This is a genomic window from Pseudomonas sp. X4 (assembly GCF_040784925.1).
In the GTDB taxonomy this organism is placed as follows: Bacteria; Pseudomonadota; Gammaproteobacteria; order Pseudomonadales; family Pseudomonadaceae; genus Aquipseudomonas; species Aquipseudomonas putida_Z.
On record NZ_CP160798.1, the window covers coordinates 2404063 to 2427013 of the forward strand.

At 59.0% G+C, this 22951-nt stretch carries 23 protein-coding genes; 4 read left to right on the forward strand and 19 right to left on the reverse strand.

Annotated elements, in window-relative coordinates; translation table 11 throughout:
- Positions 1-106: 106 nt before the first annotated feature.
- The 19 genes from ABX298_RS10600 to ABX298_RS10690 form a co-directional block, all read right to left on the reverse strand.
- The gene (locus ABX298_RS10600; protein WP_003260039.1) at positions 107-526 is read right to left on the reverse strand and encodes a F0F1 ATP synthase subunit epsilon; all 420 of its coding nucleotides are present in this window, start codon (positions 524-526) and stop codon (positions 107-109) included.
- Positions 527-569: 43 nt separating this feature from the next.
- Entirely contained in the window at positions 570-1946 is a 1377-nt protein-coding gene (atpD, locus tag ABX298_RS10605; protein ID WP_013974904.1) for a F0F1 ATP synthase subunit beta, read from the reverse strand.
- 27 nt (positions 1947-1973) lie between these two features.
- A complete protein-coding gene (gene atpG, locus ABX298_RS10610) occupies positions 1974-2834 on the reverse strand; it encodes a F0F1 ATP synthase subunit gamma (protein WP_013974905.1) in 861 nt (286 codons plus the stop codon).
- A gap of 48 nt (positions 2835-2882) precedes the next feature.
- Positions 2883-4427, reverse strand: a complete 1545-nt coding sequence (atpA, locus tag ABX298_RS10615) for a F0F1 ATP synthase subunit alpha (RefSeq protein ID WP_013974906.1) — start codon at positions 4425-4427, stop codon at positions 2883-2885.
- 21 nt (positions 4428-4448) lie between these two features.
- On the reverse strand, positions 4449-4985 hold the full coding sequence (locus tag ABX298_RS10620) for a F0F1 ATP synthase subunit delta (protein ID WP_003260034.1): 537 nt from the start codon (positions 4983-4985) through the stop codon (positions 4449-4451).
- Between the two features lie 12 nt (positions 4986-4997).
- Positions 4998-5468 (reverse strand): F0F1 ATP synthase subunit B, encoded by a 471-nt coding sequence (locus tag ABX298_RS10625; protein WP_003260032.1) that lies wholly within the window; start codon positions 5466-5468, stop codon positions 4998-5000.
- A gap of 56 nt (positions 5469-5524) precedes the next feature.
- The gene (gene atpE, locus ABX298_RS10630; RefSeq protein WP_003097235.1) at positions 5525-5782 is read right to left on the reverse strand and encodes a F0F1 ATP synthase subunit C; all 258 of its coding nucleotides are present in this window, start codon (positions 5780-5782) and stop codon (positions 5525-5527) included.
- A gap of 144 nt (positions 5783-5926) precedes the next feature.
- Positions 5927-6796 carry a F0F1 ATP synthase subunit A gene (gene atpB, locus ABX298_RS10635; RefSeq protein ID WP_003260030.1) on the reverse strand — a complete coding sequence of 290 codons (870 nt, stop codon included), beginning with the start codon at positions 6794-6796 and terminating at the stop codon, positions 5927-5929.
- Between the two features lie 16 nt (positions 6797-6812).
- Entirely contained in the window at positions 6813-7220 is a 408-nt protein-coding gene (locus ABX298_RS10640) for a F0F1 ATP synthase subunit I (protein WP_008092225.1), read from the reverse strand.
- 149 nt (positions 7221-7369) lie between these two features.
- A complete protein-coding gene (locus tag ABX298_RS10645) occupies positions 7370-8242 on the reverse strand; it encodes a ParB/RepB/Spo0J family partition protein (RefSeq protein ID WP_003260029.1) in 873 nt (290 codons plus the stop codon).
- Positions 8243-8251: 9 nt separating this feature from the next.
- The gene (locus tag ABX298_RS10650) at positions 8252-9043 is read right to left on the reverse strand and encodes a ParA family protein (protein WP_012274913.1); all 792 of its coding nucleotides are present in this window, start codon (positions 9041-9043) and stop codon (positions 8252-8254) included.
- Between the two features lie 18 nt (positions 9044-9061).
- Positions 9062-9712 carry a 16S rRNA (guanine(527)-N(7))-methyltransferase RsmG gene (gene rsmG / locus ABX298_RS10655; RefSeq protein WP_013970242.1) on the reverse strand — a complete coding sequence of 217 codons (651 nt, stop codon included), beginning with the start codon at positions 9710-9712 and terminating at the stop codon, positions 9062-9064.
- Complete coding sequence (gene mnmG / locus ABX298_RS10660) at positions 9709-11601, reverse strand: tRNA uridine-5-carboxymethylaminomethyl(34) synthesis enzyme MnmG (RefSeq protein ID WP_286100791.1); 1893 nt, start codon at positions 11599-11601, stop codon at positions 9709-9711. Before mnmG ends, rsmG begins: the two co-directional genes overlap by 4 nt.
- A 570-nt stretch (positions 11602-12171) precedes the next feature.
- The gene (gene mnmE / locus ABX298_RS10665) at positions 12172-13542 is read right to left on the reverse strand and encodes a tRNA uridine-5-carboxymethylaminomethyl(34) synthesis GTPase MnmE (protein ID WP_286100792.1); all 1371 of its coding nucleotides are present in this window, start codon (positions 13540-13542) and stop codon (positions 12172-12174) included.
- Positions 13543-13630: 88 nt separating this feature from the next.
- Positions 13631-15313: a membrane protein insertase YidC gene (yidC, locus tag ABX298_RS10670; RefSeq protein WP_025341164.1), complete on the reverse strand. Its 1683-nt coding sequence runs from the start codon at positions 15311-15313 to the stop codon at positions 13631-13633.
- A 2-nt stretch (positions 15314-15315) separates the two neighbouring features.
- Positions 15316-15561 carry a membrane protein insertion efficiency factor YidD gene (yidD, locus tag ABX298_RS10675; RefSeq protein ID WP_015268406.1) on the reverse strand — a complete coding sequence of 82 codons (246 nt, stop codon included), beginning with the start codon at positions 15559-15561 and terminating at the stop codon, positions 15316-15318.
- Complete coding sequence (gene rnpA, locus ABX298_RS10680; RefSeq protein ID WP_003253166.1) at positions 15554-15958, reverse strand: ribonuclease P protein component; 405 nt, start codon at positions 15956-15958, stop codon at positions 15554-15556. The genes yidD and rnpA overlap by 8 nt, the downstream gene beginning before the upstream one ends.
- Positions 15959-15971: 13 nt before the next feature.
- On the reverse strand, positions 15972-16106 hold the full coding sequence (gene rpmH, locus ABX298_RS10685) for a 50S ribosomal protein L34 (protein WP_003253163.1): 135 nt from the start codon (positions 16104-16106) through the stop codon (positions 15972-15974).
- A gap of 85 nt (positions 16107-16191) precedes the next feature.
- Positions 16192-16533, reverse strand: a complete 342-nt coding sequence (locus ABX298_RS10690; RefSeq protein ID WP_157896982.1) for a hypothetical protein — start codon at positions 16531-16533, stop codon at positions 16192-16194.
- A gap of 168 nt (positions 16534-16701) precedes the next feature.
- Between ABX298_RS10690 and dnaA the strand changes: the two genes are divergently transcribed.
- From dnaA to gyrB, 4 genes are read left to right on the forward strand one after another with little or no spacing between them, the layout of a single operon-like run.
- Complete coding sequence (gene dnaA, locus ABX298_RS10695) at positions 16702-18240, forward strand: chromosomal replication initiator protein DnaA (RefSeq protein WP_075046825.1); 1539 nt, start codon at positions 16702-16704, stop codon at positions 18238-18240.
- Between the two features lie 40 nt (positions 18241-18280).
- On the forward strand, positions 18281-19384 hold the full coding sequence (gene dnaN, locus ABX298_RS10700) for a DNA polymerase III subunit beta (RefSeq protein WP_003260019.1): 1104 nt from the start codon (positions 18281-18283) through the stop codon (positions 19382-19384).
- Positions 19385-19397: 13 nt separating this feature from the next.
- The gene (gene recF / locus ABX298_RS10705) at positions 19398-20501 is read left to right on the forward strand and encodes a DNA replication/repair protein RecF (RefSeq protein ID WP_003260018.1); all 1104 of its coding nucleotides are present in this window, start codon (positions 19398-19400) and stop codon (positions 20499-20501) included.
- 4 nt (positions 20502-20505) lie between these two features.
- Entirely contained in the window at positions 20506-22926 is a 2421-nt protein-coding gene (gene gyrB, locus ABX298_RS10710) for a DNA topoisomerase (ATP-hydrolyzing) subunit B (protein ID WP_013970249.1), read from the forward strand.
- Positions 22927-22951 lie beyond the last annotated feature (25 nt).

Here is a 22951-nt window from a genome sequence, read left to right on the forward strand (position 1 = left end):
CTGGGTGGTCAGTGAAATGACCGGGGGGAGAAATCAGAAAAAGAAAAAGGGTAGCCGAGGCTACCCTTTTACTCAATCGCTACAGAAGTTATCAGCCGAGGGCCGATTACTTGCCTCTGCGCATTTGCTGGACGGTACGCAGCTGAGCTGCGGCCTCGGCCAGACGTGCGGCGGCGGCGCCGTAGTCGAAGTCCGCGCCTTTCAGATTCAGGGCGTTCTCGGCAGCCTTGAGGGCTTCCTGAGCCTGAGCTTCATCCAGGTCTGCAGCACGTTGCACGGTATCGGCAAGCACCTTGACCATGTTCGGCTGAACCTCGAGGAAACCACCAGAGATGTAGAACACCTCTTGGGCGCCACCCTGCTTGGTCAGCGTGATCGGACCAGGCTTGAGATTGGTGATCAGCGGCGCGTGACCCGGAGCGATACCAAGATCACCCAGGTTACCGTGCGCAACTACCATCTCGACCAGGCCGGAGAAGATCTCTCCTTCCGCGCTGACGATATCGCAATGGACTGTCATAGCCATCTGCTTGCCTCAACCTGATAGCGCCCCTTGCGGGGCGCAGGAATTACAGTTTCTTGGCTTTCTCGATCGCTTCGTCGATGCTGCCGACCATGTAGAACGCTTGTTCTGGCAGGTGGTCGTAGTCACCTTTGAGGATGCCGCTGAAGCCAGCGATGGTGTCTTTCAGGGAAACGTACTTGCCTGGCGAACCGGTGAAGACTTCGGCCACGAAGAACGGCTGCGACAGGAAGCGCTGGATCTTACGAGCGCGGGCTACCAGTTGCTTGTCGGCTTCGGACAGTTCGTCCATACCCAGGATCGCGATGATGTCCTTCAGCTCTTTGTAGCGCTGCAGAACATACTGAACGCCACGAGCGGTCTCGTAGTGCTCGTTGCCGATCACGTTCGGGTCCAGCTGGCGCGAAGTCGAGTCCAGTGGGTCGACCGCTGGGTAGATACCCAGGGAGGCGATGTCACGGGACAGAACGACGGTGGCGTCCAAGTGGGCGAAGGTGGTCGCTGGCGACGGGTCGGTCAAGTCGTCCGCAGGTACGTATACGGCCTGAACGGAGGTGATCGAACCTTCCTTGGTGGAGGTGATACGCTCTTGCAGAACGCCCATCTCTTCAGCCAGGGTCGGCTGGTAACCTACTGCCGAAGGCATACGGCCCAGCAGTGCGGATACTTCGGTACCGGCCAGGGTGTAACGATAGATGTTGTCGACGAACAGCAGAACGTCGTTACCTTCGTCACGGAACTTCTCGGCCATGGTCAGGCCGGTCAGCGCTACGCGCAGACGGTTTCCTGGTGGCTCGTTCATCTGACCGTAGACCAGCGCTACCTTGTCGAGAACGTTGGAGTCCTTCATCTCGTGGTAGAAGTCGTTACCCTCACGAGTACGCTCACCCACACCAGCGAACACGGAGTAACCGCTGTGTTCCATGGCGATGTTACGGATCAGTTCCATCATGTTTACGGTCTTGCCGACACCGGCACCACCGAACAGACCAACCTTACCACCCTTGGCGAACGGGCAAACCAGGTCGATAACCTTGATGCCGGTTTCCAGCAGGTCGTTGCCGCCTGCCTGGTCAGCGAACGAAGGCGCTGGCTGGTGGATACCGCGACGCTCTTCTTCGCCGATCGGGCCGGCCTCGTCGATCGGGTTGCCCAGTACGTCCATGATACGGCCCAGGGTGGCCTTACCAACAGGAACGGAAATGGCAGCGCCGGAGTCAACGACTTCCAGACCGCGCTTCAGGCCTTCGGTCGAGCCCATCGCAATGGTACGAACCACGCCGTCGCCCAGCTGCTGCTGAACTTCCAGGGTGGTTTCCGCGCCTTGTACTTTCAGCGCGTTGTAAACACTCGGCACGACGTCACGTGGGAATTCCACGTCGATGACGGCGCCGATGATTTGAACGATACGTCCGCTACTCATAGCTGGATCCTCTGAATATTTGAACCGTTAAACCGCGGCAGCGCCGCCGACGATTTCCGAGATCTCCTGGGTGATCGCAGCCTGACGCGCCTTGTTGTAGATCAACTGAAGCTCTTTGATCAAATCACCGGCGTTGTCTGTGGCGTTCTTCATGGCGATCATCCGGGCCGCTTGTTCAGCAGCGTTGTTCTCGACCACCGCCTGGTACACCTGCGACTCCACGTAACGCACCATCAAGCCGTCCAGCAGCTCTTTTGCGTCGGGTTCGTACAGGTAGTCCCAGTGATGCTTGAGATCCTGATCCGGGGTTGCCACCAACGGTACCAATTGCTCGACCGTTGGCTTCTGGGTCATGGTGTTGATGAACTTGTTCGAAACCACCGAGAGGCGATCGATACGGCCGTCCAGGTAGGCGTCCAGCATTACTTTGACGGAGCCGATCAGATCGTTGATCGATGGCTCTTCGCCCAAGTGGCTGATCGCGGCTACGACGTTGCCGCCAAAGATGCGGAAGAAAGTCGCACCCTTGCTGCCGATCACGCACAGGTCGATTTCCACGCCCTGTTCGCGGTTTTCGTTCATGTCCTTGACCAGGGCCTTGAACAGGTTGGTGTTCAAGCCACCGCACAGACCACGGTCACTGCTCACCACGATATAACCGGCGCGCTTTACAGGGCGCTCGATCATGAACGGGTGGCGGTATTCCGGGTTGGCGTTGGCCAGATGACCGATCACCTGGCGGATACGCTCCGCGTAAGGACGGCTAGCAGCCATGCGCATTTGTGCCTTGCGCATCTTGCTGACCGCCACTTTCTCCATGGCGCTGGTAATTTTTTGCGTGCTTTTGATGCTCGCAATCTTACTGCGAATCTCTTTTGCGCCTGCCATGTATCACCTATCAGGTTAGCAAGCGGGGGCCTGAGCCCCCGCTGCGGCTTACCAGGTCTGGGTGGCCTTGAACTTCTCGATACCGGCTTTCAGGCCTGCGTCGATTTCGTCGTTGAAGTCACCCTTCACGTTGATCTTCGCCATCAGTTCAGCGTGATCACGGTTGAAGAAGGCGATCAGTGCTTGCTCGAAGCTACCGATCTTGGAGACTTCTACGTCAGTCAGGAAGCCACGCTCAGCGGCGTACAGCGACAGGGCCATGTCCGCGATGGACATCGGCGCGTACTGCTTCTGCTTCATCAGCTCGGTAACGCGCTGACCATGCTCAAGCTGCTTGCGGGTCGCTTCGTCCAGATCGGAAGCGAACTGGGCGAATGCAGCCAGTTCACGGTACTGAGCCAGAGCGGTACGGATACCACCGGACAGCTTCTTGATGATCTTGGTCTGAGCGGCACCACCTACGCGGGATACCGAAACACCGGCGTTCACTGCAGGGCGGATGCCCGAGTTGAACATGGCCGATTCGAGGAAGATCTGACCGTCGGTGATGGAAATCACGTTGGTCGGAACGAACGCGGAAACGTCGCCAGCCTGGGTTTCGATGATCGGCAGGGCGGTCAGGGAACCGGTTTTGCCAGTCACAGCACCGTTGGTGAACTTCTCGACGTACTCTTCCGAAACGCGCGATGCACGCTCCAGCAGACGGGAGTGGAGATAGAACACGTCACCTGGGTACGCTTCACGTCCTGGTGGACGGCGCAGCAGCAGGGAGATCTGACGGTAGGCAACGGCCTGCTTGGACAGGTCATCGTAAACGATCAGGGCGTCTTCACCGCGGTCACGGAAGAACTCGCCCATGGTGCAGCCGGCGTATGGCGCCAGGAACTGCAGTGCGGCGGATTCCGAAGCACTGGCAACGACCACGATGGTGTTGGCCAGGGCGCCGGCTTCTTCCAGCTTGCGAACGATGTTGGCAACGGTGGAACGCTTCTGGCCGACAGCAACATAAACACAGAAAATACCGGAGTCTTTCTGGTTGATGATGGCGTCGATGGCCATGGCGGTCTTGCCGATCTGACGGTCACCGATGATCAGCTCGCGCTGGCCACGGCCGACAGGGATCATGGCGTCGACGGACTTGTAGCCAGTCTGTACAGGCTGGTCTACCGACTTACGCCAGATCACGCCTGGAGCGACCTTTTCGACCGCGTCGGTTTCGGTGGTGGTCAGAGGACCTTTGCCATCGATCGGGTTACCCAGAGCGTCGACGACGCGGCCCAGCAGGCCTTTGCCGACCGGAACTTCCAGGATGCGACCGGTGCACTTGGCGCTCATGCCTTCGGCGAGGGTGTCATAGGCACCCAGGATCACTGCACCAACGGAGTCTTGCTCCAGGTTCAGGGCCATGCCGAATACGCTGCCAGGGAACTCGATCATTTCGCCGTACATGACGTCGGCCAGACCGTGGATCCGCACGATACCGTCGGATACCGAAACAACGGTACCTTCGTTACGGGCTTGGGAGCTCACATCGAGGTTGTCGATGCGGCCCTTGATGATTTCACTAATTTCGGAAGGATTGAGTTGCTGCATTGCTCTGCTGCCCCTTCAAACTCAAGATTTCAATGCTTCGGCCAGTTTCGCGATTTTGCCGCGAACAGAGCCATCGATTACCAGGTCACCAGCGCGGATGACGACGCCGCCAATCAGGCTGGCATCCTCCGACGCGTGCAGGCGCACTTCCTGGCCTAACCGTGCACTGAGAACCTTGGCGAGTTTGTCTTGCTGTTCTTGGTTCAACGCGAAGGCACTGGTGACTTCCACGTCCACGGATTTCTCTTGCTCGGCCTTGTACAGGTCGAACAGGGCGGCAATCTCCGGCAGAAGCAGGAGACGGTCGTTTTCCGCGGCAACATGAATGAAATTCCGTGCCTGTGCATTGAACTTGTCACCGCACACGTCAATGAACGTGGCGGCCTTTTCTGCGCTCGTCAGTCGCGGGGCCTTGAGCAGGCGCTGCATGGTGTCGTCTTGCGACACCGCAGCAGCCAGGCCGAGCATGGCTGACCAATTGGCCAGTTGCTGATGGGCCTGGGCATGCTCAAAGGCAGCCTTAGCGTAAGGTCGGGCCAACGTGGTCAGTTCTGCCATGATCGCCCTCGCTTAAATTTCAGCGGCCAGTTTGTTAACCAGCTCCGCATGCGCGTTTTGATCGATTGTGGCGCCAAGGATCTTTTCAGCACCACCAACGGCCAGGGCACCCACTTGGGCACGCAGGGCGTCTTTAGCGCTGTTCAGTTCCTGTTCGATCTCGGCCAGAGCCTGAGCTTTCACACGGTCAGCTTCGACGCGGGCCTGATCACGGGCTTCCTCGACAAGCTGAGCAGCGCGTTTCTTGCTTTGCTCGATGATTTCGGCTGCCTGTGCTTTAGCTTCACGCAGTTGCTGACCCGCTTTCTCTTGGGCCAGCTCCAGGTCGCGAGCTGCGCGGTTGGCAGCGTCCAAGCCGTCGGCAATCTTCTTTTGGCGCTCTTGCAGGGCAGTGATGACCGGAGGCCATACATACTTCATGCAGAAGAGTACAAAAATCAGAAAAGCAACGGATTGGCCAATCAGGGTTGCATTAATGTTCACGCCAACACCTCGCTCGGTCTTAATTCATACAGCCATCAACTCGTGGTGACGAGTGATTAGCCGGCGATCTGACCAACGAACGGATTCGCGAAGGTGAAGAACAGAGCGATACCAACACCGATCATGGTTACGGCGTCGAGCAGACCGGCAACGATGAACATTTTAACCTGCAGCATCGGAACCATTTCTGGTTGACGAGCAGCGCCTTCCAGGAACTTGCCGCCCAGCAGGCCGAAACCAATGGCGGTACCCAGAGCACCCAGGCCGATCAGCAGAGCAACAGCGATAGCGGTCAGACCAACTACAGTTTCCATCTTTCCTCCCGACTTTTACGTCGTATTGGTTAGGTTTTTAGTTTGAAGCGGTAAAACAAATCGTTTGGTACAGCATGCCCTTGCGGACTTTTTAAGCCCTCCCCCCGAGCAGGCGGGGAAGGCTATCAGACACGCCAGGCGGTCTTAATGGTTATCTTCGTGAGCCATCGACAGGTAGACGATGGTCAGCATCATGAAGATGAAAGCTTGCAGGGTGATGATCAGGATGTGGAACACAGCCCACGCCCATTGCAGCACCACACCCAGGCCGCTGAGCCACAGCAGGCCGGAGCCGAACATTACAGCGATCAGGATGAACACCAGTTCGCCGGCGTACATGTTGCCGAACAGACGCAGTGCCAGCGAGATCGGCTTGGCGATCAGGGTGACGAATTCCAGCAGGAAGTTGACCGGAATCAGCAGGATCTGAACGAAGATGTTCTTGCTGCCGAACGGGTGCAGGGTCAGCTCACCGATGAAGCCGCCCAGGCCCTTGACCTTGATGCTGTAGAAGATGATCAGGGCGAACACGCAGAAGGCCATGGCCAGGGTCGCGTTCGGGTCGGTGGTCGACACGGCGCGGAACGGAATGTGCGGGTCACCGGAGATCAGGATGGCCAGCTGAGGAATCCAGTCGACCGGTACCAGGTCGACGGCGTTCATCAGGAATACCCAGACGAAAATGGTCAGCGCCAGCGGAGCGATTACCGGGCTACGGCCGTGGAAGGAGTCCTTCACGCTGCCGTTGACGAAGTCCACCATCACTTCTACGAAGTTCTGCAGGCCGCCAGGTTGGCCGGAAGTCGCCTTCTTGGCCGCCATGCGGAAGATGAACAGGAAGATCAGACCCAGCGCGACGGACCAACCCAGGGTGTCCAGGTGGAACGCCCAGAAGCCCATTGCCTTGGCTTCTGCAGCCGAATGGGCGAAGCCCCAGCTGCCGTCTGGTAGTTGACCGTAGGTCAGGTTCTGCAAGTGGTGCTGGATATAGCCCGAAGCGGTTTCTGCTGCCATGGTTGCCTCAAACGCCCTAAGGTCTCGAAAGTCTTTTATTCATCAGCAGGGGCGCGAACCAGCTGACCAAAAGGGTCAACACGAAGACGCCGAATACTGCTAACGGCGCCAGTGGCTTCACTCCTGCGAAGGTCAGTGCAAAAAGCACTGCCGTCAAAATCATCTTGCCTGCCTCGCCAGCGTAGAACGACTTGACGATGGCTTGTGCCGCCCGGGCCCCGCTGAAGCGAAAAGCCTTCCAGGCGAAATACACATTGGGTAGCCAGGCAATCAAACCTCCGCAAAGGCCTGAATATCCACTGACCGCCCCTTTCCACTGCCACAACACCAACGTTGCCAGCAGCAGTACGACGAATTGAGCCAGCAGTACCGGGAAAACCGCCCAGCGATGGAAAGGCAGGCGGTTTGGCGTGCGGATTTCCATCACAACTGCTCCTCGGAAGTCGACCAGCAAGTCAGTTATGACTTGGCATAATTTGTGCCGACAAAATGCGCGCAGAGTATAGGGGTGGATTAACCCCTATTCAACTATTCGGTAGTGATTTCCGACTGCGCGCTACAACGGGAATTGTTTCAGCGGATGTGAGCAAGCACGCCTTGCAACTCGTCAAGCGAGTTGTAGCGAATAACCAATTGGCCTTTGCCCTTGTTGCCATGGCGGATCTGCACGGCCGAGCCCAGGCGCTCTGCGAGCCGCTGTTCAAGGCGTGCGATATCCGGATCAGGTTTGCTCGGTTCGACCGGATCAGGTTTGTCGCTGAGCCACTGACGAACCAGTGCCTCGGTTTGGCGCACGGTGAGGCCACGTGCGACAACATGACGCGCCCCCTCTTCCTGGCGGTGTTCTTCCAGGCCGAGCAATGCACGGGCGTGGCCCATCTCCAGGTCGCCATGGGCGAGCATGGTCTTGATCGCGTCAGGCAGGGTGATCAGGCGCAGCAGGTTGGCCACGGTCACCCGCGACTTGCCCACGGCATCGGCCACCTGTTGCTGGGTGAGCTCGAACTCCTGCTGCAGCCGCTGCAGGGCCAGGGCCTCTTCCAGCGGGTTGAGGTCTTCGCGCTGGATGTTCTCGATCAGCGCCATGGCGATGGCGGCTTCGTCGGGCACTTCGCGGACCATCGCCGGGATCTTGTCCAGGCCAGCCTGCTGGGTGGCGCGCCAGCGGCGCTCACCGGCGATGATCTCGTAGCGGTTGCCATCGATCGGGCGCACCACGATCGGTTGCATCACGCCATGGTTGCGAATCGAGTGCGCGAGCTCTTCCAGCGCCTCCGGGTCCATGTCCCGGCGCGGCTGGTACTTGCCACGCTGGATCAGCTCGACCGGCAGGTGTTGCAGTTCTTTCTGGTCGATCTTCACAGCCTGCTCTTCGAGCGCGCTGACGGAAGGACCACTGAGCAGTGCATCCAACCCACGTCCGAGACCCCGTTTCTTGACGGCCATACGGATTCCTTAAGTTGTTTGTGCAGTGCGTGATTGACGGCGTTGACGGCGTACCAGTTCCCCGGCCAGCGCCAGATAAGCCAGCGCGCCTCGCGATTGCTTGTCGTAGGCCAGGGCCGGCATGCCGAAGCTCGGGGCCTCGGCCAGGCGAATGTTGCGCGGAATGACCGTGTCGTACAGCTGCGGGCCAAAGTGCTCCTTCAGCTGCGCCGAGACATCGTTGTTCAGGCTCAGGCGCGGATCGTACATGGTCCGCAGCAGGCCCTCGATCTTCAGCTCCGGGTTCAGCCGGGCGGCGATGCGCTTGATGTTATCCACAAGGTCGCTGAGACCTTCCAGTGCGTAGTACTCGCACTGCATCGGGATGATCACGCCATCGGAGGCGACCAGGGCGTTGAGCGTGAGCATCGACAGCGACGGAGGGCAGTCGATGAGGATGTAGTCGTAGTTCTCGCGGATCGGCGCCAGGGCGTTGCGCAGGCGGCTCTCCTTGACCTGCATTTCCAGCAGCACCACTTCGGCGGCGGTCAGGTCACGGTTGGCCGGCAGCAACTGGAAACCACCGTGCTCGGAGTAATGCATGGCCTGGGCCAGGTCGCATTCCCCGATCAACAGGTCGTAGACCGAGTGCTCGAGCTCGTGCTTGTCCACACCGCTGCCCATGGTGGCGTTGCCCTGCGGATCGAGGTCGATCAGCAGCACACGACGCTTGGTCGCGGCCAGCGAGGCGGCGAGATTGATACAGGTGGTTGTCTTGCCCACACCACCTTTCTGGTTCGCGATTGCGAATACCTTAGCCATTGTTGCGTGTGTTCCCAGTCATGCCTTGCGGCGCAGTATCAGCAGATGGCGCTGGCCCTGGCAACCTGGAACGGTCAGGGCCTGCTCGCTTTCCACTGTGAAGTCTGCGGGCAATGCTACCAGTTCATCGGCAGGATGCAGCCCCTTCATTGCAAGCCATTGCGTCCCGGTGTCGCCCAGGTGGCGGGTCCAGTTGGTGAAGTTCTCCATGCTGCTGAAGGCGCGGGAGATAATTCCGCTGAACGGTTGTGTCGGCTGGAAGGCTTCGACCCGACTGTGGATAACCGTGAGGTTGTCCAGCTTGAGCTCCATTTTCACCTGGGTCAGGAAGCGGGTCTTCTTGCCATTGGCGTCCAGCACCGTCACGCGCTTGTGCGGATGCAGGATAGCCAATGGGATACCGGGCATGCCACCGCCACTGCCGACATCCAGCCAGTTGTCACGCTCGCTGTGGATAAACGGCATGACACTGAGGCTGTCGAGCAGGTGACGCGACACCATCTCGTCGGGGTCGCGCACGGCGGTGAGGTTGTAGGCTTTGTTCCATTTGATCAACAGGGCCAGGTAGCCGAGCAGCTTTTCGTGATGCTCGGCGCTCAGCTCGACACCGAGCTGGCGCGCACCTGTGGACAACTCTTCAGCGTGTTGCGGGGTGACCAGGGAACTCAAGCGCTTTGCTCCAATTCGCGGCCAGCGCCGCGTTTTTTCAAGTGAATCAGCAACAGGGAAATCGCCGCCGGGGTCACGCCCGGGATACGCGAAGCCTGACCCAGGGTTTCCGGACGGGTCTGGCCCAGCTTGCCCTGGATTTCCTTGGACAGGCCGGAAATCGTCGAGTAATCGATATCCACAGGCAGGCGGGTGTCTTCGCTGGCGCGCAGACGTGCGATTTCATCCTGCTGGCGGTCGATGTAGCCGGCGTACTTGGTGCGGATTTCGACCTGCTCGGCGACCTGTGGATCGATCGTTTCGCCGCCGGTTGCCTCGATCAGCCCGGCGTAGTCGATTTCCGGGCGCGCCAGCAGGTTGAGCAGGCTGTACTCGTGGCTGAGCGGGGTACCGAACTTATCCACAATGGCCTGGCCTTGCTCGGTGTTCGGGCGTACCCAGGTCGACTTCAGGCGCTGCTCCTCGCGTTCGATGCCGTCGCGCTTGGCGCAGAAGGCGGCCCAGCGCTGGTCGTCGATCAGGCCGAGTTCGCGGCCCTTTTCGGTCAGGCGCAGGTCGGCGTTGTCTTCGCGCAGGATCAGGCGGTACTCGGCACGCGAAGTGAACATGCGGTACGGCTCCTGGGTACCCAGGGTAATCAGGTCGTCGACCAGTACACCGATGTACGCCTCGTCGCGGCGCGGGCACCAGCTGTCTCGGCCCTGCGCCCGCAGGGCGGCGTTGGTCCCGGCCAGCAACCCCTGGGCGCCGGCTTCTTCGTAACCGGTGGTGCCGTTGATCTGGCCGGCGAAGAACAGGCCGCCGATGACCTTGGTCTCGAGGCTGTACTTGAGGTCGCGCGGGTCGAAGTAGTCGTATTCGATGGCATAGCCCGGGCGAACGATGTGGGCGTTCTCCATGCCGCGGATCGACCGCACCAGCTCCAGCTGCACGTCGAACGGCAGCGAAGTGGAAATACCGTTGGGGTACAGCTCATGGGTGGTCAGGCCTTCCGGCTCGATGAACACCTGGTGGCTTTCCTTGTCGGCGAAGCGGTGGATCTTGTCTTCGATCGACGGGCAGTAGCGCGGGCCGACACCTTCGATGACACCCGAGTACATCGGCGAACGGTCGAGGTTCGAGGCGATGATCTCGTGGGTGCGCGCATTGGTGTGGGTAATCCAGCAGCTCACCTGGCGCGGGTGCATCTGGGCATTGCCCATGAACGACATCACCGGGATCGGTGTATCGCCTGGCTGCTCGGTCATCACCGAGAAGTCCACCGAGCGGCCGTCGATACGCGGCGGGGTACCGGTTTTCAGGCGGCCGACGCGCAGCGGCAGTTCACGCATGCGGTGGGCCAGGGCGATCGAAGGCGGATCGCCGGCGCGTCCACCGGAATGGTTTTGCAAACCAATGTGGATAAGCCCGCCGAGGAAGGTACCGGTGGTCAGTACCACCGATTCGGCGAAGAAACGCAGGCCCATCTGGGTCACCACACCTTTGACCTGGTCCTGCTCGACGATCAGGTCGTCGCAGGACTGCTGGAATATCCACAGGTTCGGCTGGTTTTCCAGGATTTCACGCACCACTGCCTTGTAGATGGCGCGGTCGGCCTGTGCACGGGTGGCGCGTACGGCCGGGCCCTTGCGGTTGTTCAGAACGCGGAACTGGATGCCGCTCTTGTCGGTGGCCAGCGCCATGGCGCCGCCGAGGGCATCGATCTCTTTGACCAGATGGCTTTTGCCAATACCGCCAATGGCGGGGTTGCAGCTCATGTGACCGAGGGTTTCCACGTTATGGGTCAGCAGCAGGGTTTTCACACCCATGCGTGCAGACGCAAGCGCAGCCTCGGTACCGGCATGGCCGCCGCCGATGACGATCACTTCAAAACGGGAAGGGAAATCCACCACGCACCTCGTGCCTGTTTTTGCGAATAGAGAAGGTAAGCGGACAAGTATAGGGACTTCACCCCCTTTAAAGAAACCGTCTGAGCAAATTTTGACCAGTCTGTGGATGAGTGGCAGCCAACAGAAATCAAAGAGGAAGAATTTAAAAAAGCTTTGTTTTTATGTTTATTCTTATGCACAAGCTTTGCTGTGGATAAGGTTATGCAGGCCTTTATTCATGCCGTGTAGAGAAAAATTAAACCCTGTGGCTGGAGTACCATGAGGGCTATGGATAACACGATTTAGCCTGTGGATTAAATGGCTGTTTACCCACAAGCGGGTTTGTCCTCAGAAAAAAAGCCTGCTTATCAACGGAGCTGAAGGCGAGTTTTCCACAGGGCTCCTGAGAGCAGATTGGGGTAGGTGAATGAAAAAAATGTGAACCTGCACCGGCCTCTTCGCGGGTGAACCCGCTCCCACAGGGTTCTGCACAGCCTTCAGGTGCGGCGCGATTTCCGTAGAAGCTGCGAAATTTGAGGCAAAAAAAAGCCGCTCCCGAAGGAGCGGCTCTTGGTTTTGCCTGGCTGTGAATTACTTGCCGATGCAGAAGCTGGAGAAAATCCGCCCCAGCAGGTCATCAGAGCTGAATGCCCCGGTAATCTCCCCCAGGGCCTGCTGCGCCTGCCGCAGGTCTTCCGCCAACAGCTCACCCGCGCCAGCCAGGGTCAGTTGTGCACGGCCATGTTCCAGGTGCTCACTGGCCTGGCGCAGGGCATCCAGATGGCGCCGGCGAGCGCTGAAACCACTCTCGGCCGTCTGTTCATAACCCATGCAGGCCTTCAGGTGGTCACGCAGCAACTGCAGCCCTGCATCGTCCCCTTTGGCACTGAGGGTGATCGTTACATGGCCGTCATCGCACTGTTCCAGCGCTACCCGCTCACCACTAAGATCGGCCTTGTTCCGAATCAGCGTCACCTTGGCTGGGTCTGGCCGTTGGTCGAGAAATTCTGGCCACAGGGCAAACGGGTCGCTGGCCTCGGGCGCGGTGGAGTCCACCACCAACAACACCCGGTCTGCCTCGCCAATGGCCTTCAGCGCACGTTCCACGCCAATCTTTTCCACATGGTCATCGGTGTCGCGCAAACCGGCAGTATCGACCACGTGCAGCGGCATGCCATCGATGTGGATATGTTCGCGCAGGATGTCCCGCGTGGTGCCGGCAATGTCGGTGACGATGGCCGCTTCCCGTCCGGCCAGCTGGTTCAGCAGGCTCGACTTGCCCGCATTCGGCCGACCGGCGATAACCACGGTCATGCCATCACGCAGCAAGGCCCCCTGCCCGGCTTCCCGCTGCACTGTGGACAACTCGGCGCGAACAGTATCGAGCATCGAAAGCACATGGCCATCGGCGAGGAAATCGATTTCTTCCTCGGGGAAGTCGATCGCCGCCTCGACGTAGATGCGCAGGGCTATCAATGCTTCGGTCAGGCTGTGCACACGCTTGGAGAACTCCCCCTGCAGCGAACGCAGTGCGTTGCGCGCAGCCTGGCTGGAACTGGCTTCGATCAGGTCGGCAATGGCTTCGGCCTGGGCCAGGTCGAGCTTGTCATTGAGGAATGCACGTTCGCTGAACTCACCTGGGCGAGCCAGCCGGCAACCAACCTGTACACAGCGCTGCAGCAGCATATCCAGCACCACCGGGCCACCATGGCCCTGCAGTTCCAGCACGTCCTCGCCGGTGAACGAATTCGGCCCAGGGAAGAACAGCGCGATCCCTTCGTCCAGCACCAGGCCTTCCTCGTCGCGGAACGGGCCGTAATGGGCGTGGCGCGGGGTAAGCGTACGGCCGGTGATCAACTGGCCGGCCTTGGCAGCCAGAGGGCCGGACAACCTGACAATACCCACACCGCCGCGGCCTTGGGCGGTGGCGATGGCGGCGATGGTTTCACGCACAGTGTTCATGCTCGAAAGCCTCTACGACAAAAACGACAGATAGCAAAAACGCCCCACTAGGGGGCGTTTTTTATTCACAGGCTAGCGCAGTAGCCTGTCAAGCAGCAGCTTTTTTGCTGGCTGCTTCGATGCTGCGGGTGATGTACCACTGCTGTGCGATCGACAGGCAGTTGTTCACAACCCAGTACAGCACCAGACCAGCCGGGAACCACAGGAAGAAGAAGGTGAAGATGATCGGCATCATTTTCATCACCTTGGCCTGCATCGGATCCGGCGGCGTCGGGTTCAGGCGCTGCTGGATGAACATGGTGGCGCCCATGATGATCGGCAGGATGAAGAACGGATCCTTGATCGACAGGTCGGTAATCCACAGCATCCATGGAGCCTGGCGCATTTCCACGCTTTCCAGCAGTACCCAGTACAGGGCCAGGAACACTGGCATCTGCACCAGGATCGGCAGGCAGCCGCCCAGCGGGTTGATCTTCTCTTTCTTGTACAGCTCCATCATCGCCTGGGACATCTTCTGGCGATCGTCACCGAAGCGTTCCTTCAGTGCAGCGAGCTTCGGCGCAACGGCACGCATGCGCGCCATCGAACGGTAGCTGGCAGCCGACAGCGGGAAGAACAGGCCTTTGATCAGCATGGTCAGCACGATGATCGACCAGCCCCAGTTACCCAGCAGGCTGTGGATATGTTGCAGCAGCCAGAAGATCGGCTGGGCGATGAACCACAGGAAGCCGTAGTCGACAGTCAGTTCCAGGCCTGGGGACAACTCTTTCAGCTTGGACTGGATTTTCGGGCCGGCGTACAGCATGGCGCTGGTTTCGACCTTGCCGCCAGCAGGCACGCTGATGGCCGGGCCGGTATAGCCGATGATGTAGTTGCCCTGGCTGTCCTTGCGGGTCTGAACAACGTTGTTGTCCGACTTGGCCGGAATCCAGGCGGTCACGAAGTAGTGCTGCAGCCAGGCAACCCAGCCGCCGGACACATTTTCTTTCAAACTACCTTTGTCGATGTCCTTCATCGAGACCTTTTTGTAAGGCTCGGAAGCTGTCCACAGGGCTGCGCCCAGGTAGGTGGCGGTGCCGGTGGCAGTGCTCGACGACGGATCGGAGCTGGCGTCACGCTTGAGCTGGGCAAACATGTTGCCGCTCCAGGCCTGACCGCTCTGGTTGTCGATCAGGTAGCTGACGGTCAGGTCGTACTCGCCGCGCTTGAAGCTGAAGCGCTTGATGTAGTTGACGCCGTTGTCGCTGAACTTCAGGTCGACCACCAGTTGTTCCTGGCCATCGGCCAGCTGGTAACCCTTCTTGTCGGTAGCGTACAGAGGGCGACCGGCAGGACGGGCATCCGGACCGTTGACGCCGGTCAGGCCGCTTTGTGCCAGGTAGACACGCTCGCCACCGTTGTCGAACAGCTGGAACGGAATGTCCGGGTGGTCCTGGCGACGTGGGTACTGCGGCAGGTTCAGCTGGACGATGTCACCACCGACCGGATCGATAGCCAGCTCCAGGACATCGGTCTTGACCCGGATCAGGTCCTTGCTGACCGCAACCGGTGCCAGTTCGGCTGCGCTGGTTTCGGCGTTGGCGCTTGGCACATCGGCGCTGGCGCCGGCGTTACCGGCCGGTACGCCATCCGGCAAACCCGGGGCAACGGTGCTGGCAGCAGTATTCTGAGTCGGCAGGGCAGCCTGGCCGTAGTCCTGGTTCCACTTGAGGACCATGACGTAGGACACGATTGCCAGGGCGACGATCAGGATCGTGCGTTTAATATCCATGATTACTCGGCTATCGAAGAAGTTCGGGAGGAAGGAGCGGGAGGAACGGGATCGAAACCGCCGTCGTTCCACGGATGACAACGCCCCAGGCGACGAACGGCTAGCCACCCACCACGCCAGAGGCCGTGGTTTTCGATGGCTTCATAAGCGTAACAGGAGCAACTGGGGAAGAAACGACAGTGGTTGGCCATCAGAGGACTAATGGCGTAACGGTAAAACTGGATCGGAACGAGCGCCAGTTTACGCATCTTGGCTGTCTACCCCTGCGGAATTGGCGGTCACTGCTGGAGTGGGCCGGCTGCGCGCCAGGCGTTTCCAGAGTTTGCCAAAGTGTTGGTGCAATTCCGGGTTTTCTATCTCACCCAATCCCTTGCGCGCGACGATCACAATGTCCAACCCGGCAAGCAATTGCTGGTTCAGGCGAAAGGAATCGCGCATCAAGCGCTTGAGGCGGTTGCGTTGAACGGCGAGCTTGACGCTCTTCTTGCCGATCACCAGGCCAAGGCGTGGGTGATCGAGGCCGTTCTCGCGAGCAAGGATCAGCAGGTTTTTCCCTGGAACCTTGCCGGTTGGGGAGTCGAAGACCGCTTTGAAATGTCGGGGTGTAAGCAGTCGCTTTTCCCGACTGAAGTCCTGACTCACCACCTGTGCCGAAAAATCAAATGGCCAGACGCTTACGGCCTTTGGCACGACGACGCGACAGAACAGCGCGGCCGTTCTTGGTAGCCATACGGGCACGGAAGCCGTGGGTGCGCGCGCGCTTGATGGTGCTTGGTTGGAAAGTACGTTTCATGGCGTGTTACCTGGTTTGTCGACGACGGGCCGGGATGGCCCCCTTTTTAAGAGACCGGCGATTCTAGAGAAAGCAAGCCCGTAGGTCAATTTCCAACCAGTCTTTCCATATAGAGCACGTGATGGACGGTGCGTGCTTGTCCATTCCCCAAGGGTGCTTGATCGGACACACGAATTGGGGACAACATGAAAAAAAAGAAGAGACATATAAAAAGCTTTTCTGAAGAATCTATAAATCTTAAGTGGATAACCTTCTGTGGATAACCTCCTTGAGGCCAGAAAATCCGGGCTGTACAGAGTTTTACAACTGTGTTCTCAACCGGTGCTGCGCTTGTTTTCTTCGTGGTCAAAAGCTGTGGATTAAATAGCCGTTTATCCACAGCAGAGTTATCAACAGGCTTGACCTCAGGGTTGTGCATAGCGCTCATGGCTGCTTATCCACAGGGCTTATTCACAGTGCGAAGAAGCCGTTTTGGTCGATAAATGGCTGTTTTGTCATGGTTCCTAACGTGTCCACATGTGGATAACTGAACGCTCGACCGGTACAATGGCGGTTTGTTTTTGCCTCATCCGGCTTTCAAACTCAGGGGATATCCGTGTCAGTGGAACTTTGGCAGCAGTGCGTGGAGCTTCTGCGCGATGAACTGCCTGCCCAGCAATTCAACACCTGGATCCGTCCGCTACAGGTCGAAGCCGAAGGCGACGAGTTGCGCGTCTATGCGCCTAACCGTTTCGTTCTCGATTGGGTCAATGAAAAGTACCTGGGTCGTTTGCTCGAGCTGTTGGGCGAAAACGGCAGCGGCATTGCGCCTGCCCTTTCCTTGTTGATCGGCAGCCGTCGCAGCTCCGCGCCACGTGCCGCACCCAACGCGCCAGTGAGTGCTGCGGTGGCCGCCTCGCTGGCCCAGACCCAGGCCCAGAGCCAGACACAGAAGGCAGTGCCGGCAGCGGTCGAACCCGTCGCCGTGGCGGCTGCCGAGCCTGTGCTGGTCGATGAACTGGCCGAGCCATCCTCGCGTGACAGCTTCGATGCCATGGCCGAGCCGGCTTCTGCGTCGGTCGGCAGTGCCCGGACTGAACAGCGCACCGTGCAGGTTGAAGGTGCGCTCAAACACACCAGTTACTTGAACCGCACCTTCACGTTCGACACCTTCGTCGAAGGTAAGTCGAACCAGCTGGCGCGCGCGGCTGCCTGGCAGGTGGCAGACAACCCCAAGCATGGTTACAACCCGCTCTTCCTTTATGGTGGTGTGGGCCTGGGTAAAACCCACCTCATGCATGCTGTGGGTAACCACCTGCTGAAGAAAAACCCGAACGCCAAGGTCGTGTACCTGCATTCGGAGCGCTTCGTCGCGGACATGGTCAAGGCACTGCAGCTCAACGCCATCAACGAATTCAAGCGTTTCTACCGCTCGGTGGATGCGTTGCTGATCGACGATATCCAGTTCTTTGCCCGTAAAGAGCGCTCGCAGGAAGAGTTTTTCCACACCTTCAACGCCCTGCTCGAGGGTGGTCAGCAAGTAATCCTTACCTCTGACCGCTACCCCAAGGAGATCGAAGGCCTGGAAGAGCGCCTGAAGTCGCGCTTTGGTTGGGGCCTGACGGTTGCCGTCGAGCCACCAGAGCTGGAAACCCGCGTGGCGATCCTGATGAAGAAGGCCGACCAGGCCAAGGTCGAACTACCGCATGACGCGGCCTTCTTCATTGCCCAGCGCATCCGTTCCAACGTCCGCGAACTGGAAGGCGCATTGAAGCGGGTTATCGCTCACTCGCACTTCATGGGCCGCGACATCACCATCGAATTGATTCGTGAGTCGCTCAAGGACCTGCTGGCGCTCCAGGACAAACTGGTCAGTGTGGATAACATTCAGCGCACCGTCGCCGAGTACTACAAGATCAAGATCTCCGATCTGTTGTCCAAGCGTCGTTCGCGTTCCGTGGCGCGTCCACGCCAGGTGGCCATGGCCCTGTCCAAGGAACTGACCAACCACAGTCTGCCGGAAATCGGCGACATGTTCGGTGGTCGCGACCATACGACCGTGCTGCACGCCTGCCGCAAGATCAACGAACTGAAGGAATCCGACGCGGACATCCGCGAGGACTACAAGAACCTGCTGCGGACGCTGACGACCTGATGGCCGTCTGCGCAGCTAATTGAAGGCAAGGGACTAGACCATGCATTTCACCATTCAACGCGAAGCCCTGTTGAAACCCCTGCAACTGGTCGCCGGTGTCGTCGAGCGCCGCCAGACCTTGCCGGTCCTGTCCAACGTATTGCTGGTCGTGCAAGGCCAGCAACTGTCGTTGACTGGTACCGACCTGGAAGTCGAACTGGTAGGCCGCGTGCAACTGGAAGAGCCGGCCGAGCCTGGCGAAATCACTGTCCCGGCACGCAAGCTGATGGACATTTGCAAAAGCCTGCCGAACGACGCCCTGATCGATATCAAGGTCGACGAGCAGAAACTGTTGGTCAAGGCCGGCCGCAGCCGCTTTACCCTGTCGACCCTGCCAGCCAATGACTTCCCGACCGTGGAAGAAGGCCCGGGCTCGCTGACCTGCAACCTGGAACAGAGCAAGCTGCGCCGCCTTATCGAGCGCACCAGTTTCGCCATGGCCCAGCAGGATGTGCGCTACTACCTCAACGGTATGCTGCTGGAGGTTTCCCGCAACACCCTGCGAGCTGTGTCCACAGACGGTCACCGCCTGGCGCTGTGCTCCATGAGCGCACCGATCGAGCAGGATGATCGCCACCAAGTCATCGTGCCACGCAAAGGTATCCTCGAACTGGCACGCCTGCTGACCGACCCGGAAGGCATGGTCAGCATCGTCCTGGGCCAGCACCACATTCGCGCCACCACCGGTGAATTCACCTTCACTTCCAAGCTGGTGGACGGCAAGTTCCCGGACTACGAGCGCGTACTGCCCAAGGGCGGTGACAAGCTGGTGGTCGGCGACCGCCAGGCGCTGCGTGAAGCCTTCAGCCGTACTGCGATTCTTTCCAACGAAAAGTACCGCGGTATCCGCCTGCAACTGGCTGCTGGCCAACTGAAGATCCAGGCCAACAACCCCGAGCAGGAAGAAGCTGAAGAAGAAATCAGCGTGGACTACGAAGGTAGCTCGCTGGAAATCGGCTTCAACGTCAGCTACCTGCTGGACGTGCTGGGCGTAATGACTACCGAGCAAGTTCGTCTGATCCTGTCCGATTCCAACAGCAGTGCCCTGCTGCAGGAAGCTGGCAATGACGATTCTTCCTACGTTGTCATGCCGATGCGTCTGTAACGTAGCAGGCGAAATGTCTCTTCGACGTATCATGGTCACCGCGGTGCGCAACTTGCACCCGGTGACACTCTCACCGTCCCCCCGCATCAACATCCTTTACGGCGCCAACGGCAGCGGCAAAACGAGCGTGCTTGAGGCCGTGCATCTGCTCGGGCTGGCGCGCTCGTTCCGCAGCACCCGCCTGAACCCGGTTATCCAGTACGAACAACCGGCCTGTACCGTGTTCGGCGAAGTGCAATTGGCCGAGGGTGGCAGCAGTAACCTGGGTGTATCCCGGGAGCGGCAGGGGGAGTTCACTATTCGCATTGATGGGCAGAATGCGCGTAGTGCAGCGCAACTGGCTGAATTGCTACCGCTTCAGCTCATCAATCCGGACAGTTTCCGCTTGTTGGAAGGCGCTCCGAAAATACGCCGCCAGTTCCTGGATTGGGGGGTGTTCCACGTGGAACCTCGTTTTCTGCCAGCCTGGCAACGGCTGCAGAAGGCACTGCGGCAGCGGAACTCATGGTTGCGGCATGGTACACTTGACCCAGCTTCGCAAGCCGCCTGGGACCGGGAATTGTGCCTGGCCAGTGCGGAAATAGATGAATACCGTCGCAACTACATCAAGGCCTTGAAGCCCGTCTTCGAGCGAACCCTGAGCGAACTGGTCGAGCTGGACGGGTTGACCCTTAGCTACTACCGAGGCTGGGACAAGGACCGGGAACTGCAAGAAGTACTCGCTTCCTCTCTCCTTCGCGATCAGCAGATGGGCCACACCCAGGCCGGTCCGCAGCGTGCTGATCTGCGTCTTCGTCTGGCTGCCAACAATGCAGCCGACATCCTGTCGCGTGGTCAGCAAAAGCTGGTGGTGTGCGCATTGCGCATTGCCCAAGGCCACCTCGTTAGTCAGGCTCGCCGCGGTCACTGTATTTATCTCGTGGATGACTTGCCGTCCGAACTGGACGACCAGCATCGCCGCGCGCTGTGTCGCTTGCTTGAAGAATTACGCTGCCAGGTGTTCATCACCTGTGTAGATCACGAATTACTGAGGGAAGGCTGGCAGACGGAAACGCCAGTTGCTTTGTTCCACGTGGAACAAGGCCGTATCACCCAGACCCACGACCATCGGGAGTGAATGCATGAGCGAAAATCAAACGTACGACTCCTCCAGCATCAAAGTGCTGAAAGGTTTGGATGCCGTGCGCAAGCGCCCCGGCATGTACATTGGCGACACCGATGATGGTAGCGGCCTGCACCACATGGTCTTCGAGGTGGTCGACAACTCGATCGACGAAGCCCTCGCCGGTCACTGCGATGACATCACCGTCATCATCCACCCGGACGAATCCATCAGTGTGCGCGACAACGGTCGCGGCATTCCGGTCGACGTGCATAAAGAAGAAGGCGTTTCCGCAGCCGAGGTCATCATGACCGTGCTGCACGCTGGCGGTAAGTTCGACGACAACTCCTACAAGGTATCCGGCGGTCTGCACGGCGTAGGTGTTTCTGTAGTGAACGCCCTGTCCGAGAAACTGGTACTGACCGTTCGCCGTAGCGGCAAAATCTGGGAACAGACTTACGTTCACGGTGTGCCACAGGCGCCGATGGCGGTTGTCGGTGACAGCGAAACCACCGGTACCCACATCCACTTCAAGCCTTCGGCTGAAACCTTCAAGAACATTCACTTCAGCTGGGACATCCTGGCCAAGCGTATCCGCGAACTTTCCTTCCTCAACTCGGGCGTTGGCATCCTGCTGAAGGATGAACGTAGCGGGAAGGAAGAGTTCTTCAAGTACGAAGGCGGCCTGCGTGCGTTCGTCGAATACCTGAACACCAACAAGACCCCGGTCAACTCCCAGGTATTCCACTTCAACGTCCAGCGTGACGATGGCGTGGGTGTTGAAGTCGCCCTGCAGTGGAACGACAGCTTCAACGAAAACCTGTTGTGCTTCACCAACAACATTCCGCAGCGTGATGGCGGTACTCACCTGGTGGGCTTCCGTTCCTCGCTGACCCGTAGCCTGAACAGCTATATCGAACAGGAAGGCCTGGCCAAGAAGAACAAGGTGGCGACCACTGGCGACGACGCCCGTGAAGGCCTGACCGCGATCATCTCGGTGAAGGTGCCGGACCCTAAGTTCAGCTCGCAGACCAAGGACAAGCTGGTCTCCTCGGAGGTGAAAACCGCCGTGGAACAGGAGATGAACAAGTACTTCGCCGACTTCCTGCTGGAAAACCCGAACGAGGCCAAGGCCGTCGTTGGCAAGATGATCGATGCTGCCCGTGCCCGTGAAGCGGCACGTAAAGCCCGTGAAATGACTCGCCGTAAAGGCGCGCTGGATATTGCCGGCCTGCCAGGCAAACTGGCGGACTGCCAGGAAAAGGACCCTGCTCTTTCCGAACTGTACCTGGTGGAGGGTGACTCCGCGGGTGGCTCGGCGAAGCAAGGCCGCAACCGTCGTACCCAGGCAATCCTGCCGTTGAAGGGTAAAATCCTCAACGTCGAGAAAGCGCGCTTCGACAAGATGATCTCGTCCCAGGAAGTGGGCACGCTGATCACTGCACTGGGCTGCGGTATCGGCCGCGAAGAGTACAACATCGACAAGCTGCGTTATCACAACATCATCATCATGACCGATGCTGACGTTGACGGTTCGCACATCCGTACCCTGCTGCTGACCTTCTTCTTCCGTCAGCTGCCGGAGCTGGTCGAGCGCGGCTACATCTACATTGCCCAGCCACCGCTGTACAAGGTGAAGAAAGGCAAGCAGGAGCAGTACATCAAGGACGACGAGGCCATGGAAGAGTACATGACCCAGTCGGCCCTGGAAGATGCCAGCCTGCACTTGGACGAGTCGGCACCAGCGGTTTCCGGTGTACAGCTGGAAGCATTGGTGAATGAATTCCGTAGTGTCATGAAGACACTCAAGCGTCTGTCGCGCTTGTACCCGGAAGAGCTGACCGAGCACTTCATCTACCTGCCGGAGGTGAGCCTGGAACAGCTGGGTGACCACGCTGTGATGCAAGCCTGGCTGGCCCAGTTCCAGGAACGTCTGAACAACAGCCAGAAGTCCGGCCTGGTTTACAAAGCCAGCCTGCGCGAAGACAAAGAGCGCAACGTATGGTTGCCAGAAGTGGAAGTTACCTCCCACGGCCTGGCCAGCTACGTCACCTTCAACCGGGACTTCTTCGGCAGCAATGACTACCGTACCGTAGTCAACATTGGTGCCAAGCTGTCCAGCTTGTTGGGCGAAGGTGCTTACGTACAGCGCGGTGAGCGCCGCAAGGCAATTGTCGAGTTCAAGGAAGGCCTGGATTGGCTGATGAACGAAACCACCAAGCGCCACACCATCCAGCGATACAAAGGGCTGGGCGAGATGAACCCTGAGCAGCTGTGGGAAACCACCATGGACCCAACCGTCCGCCGTATGCTCAAGGTCACCATCGAGGATGCGATCGCAGCCGACCAGATCTTCAACACCCTGATGGGTGATGCGGTCGAGCCACGTCGTGACTTCATCGAAAGCAACGCGCTGTCGGTATCGAACCTGGACTTCTGATCCGGTGTAGATCGTCAGGCACTAA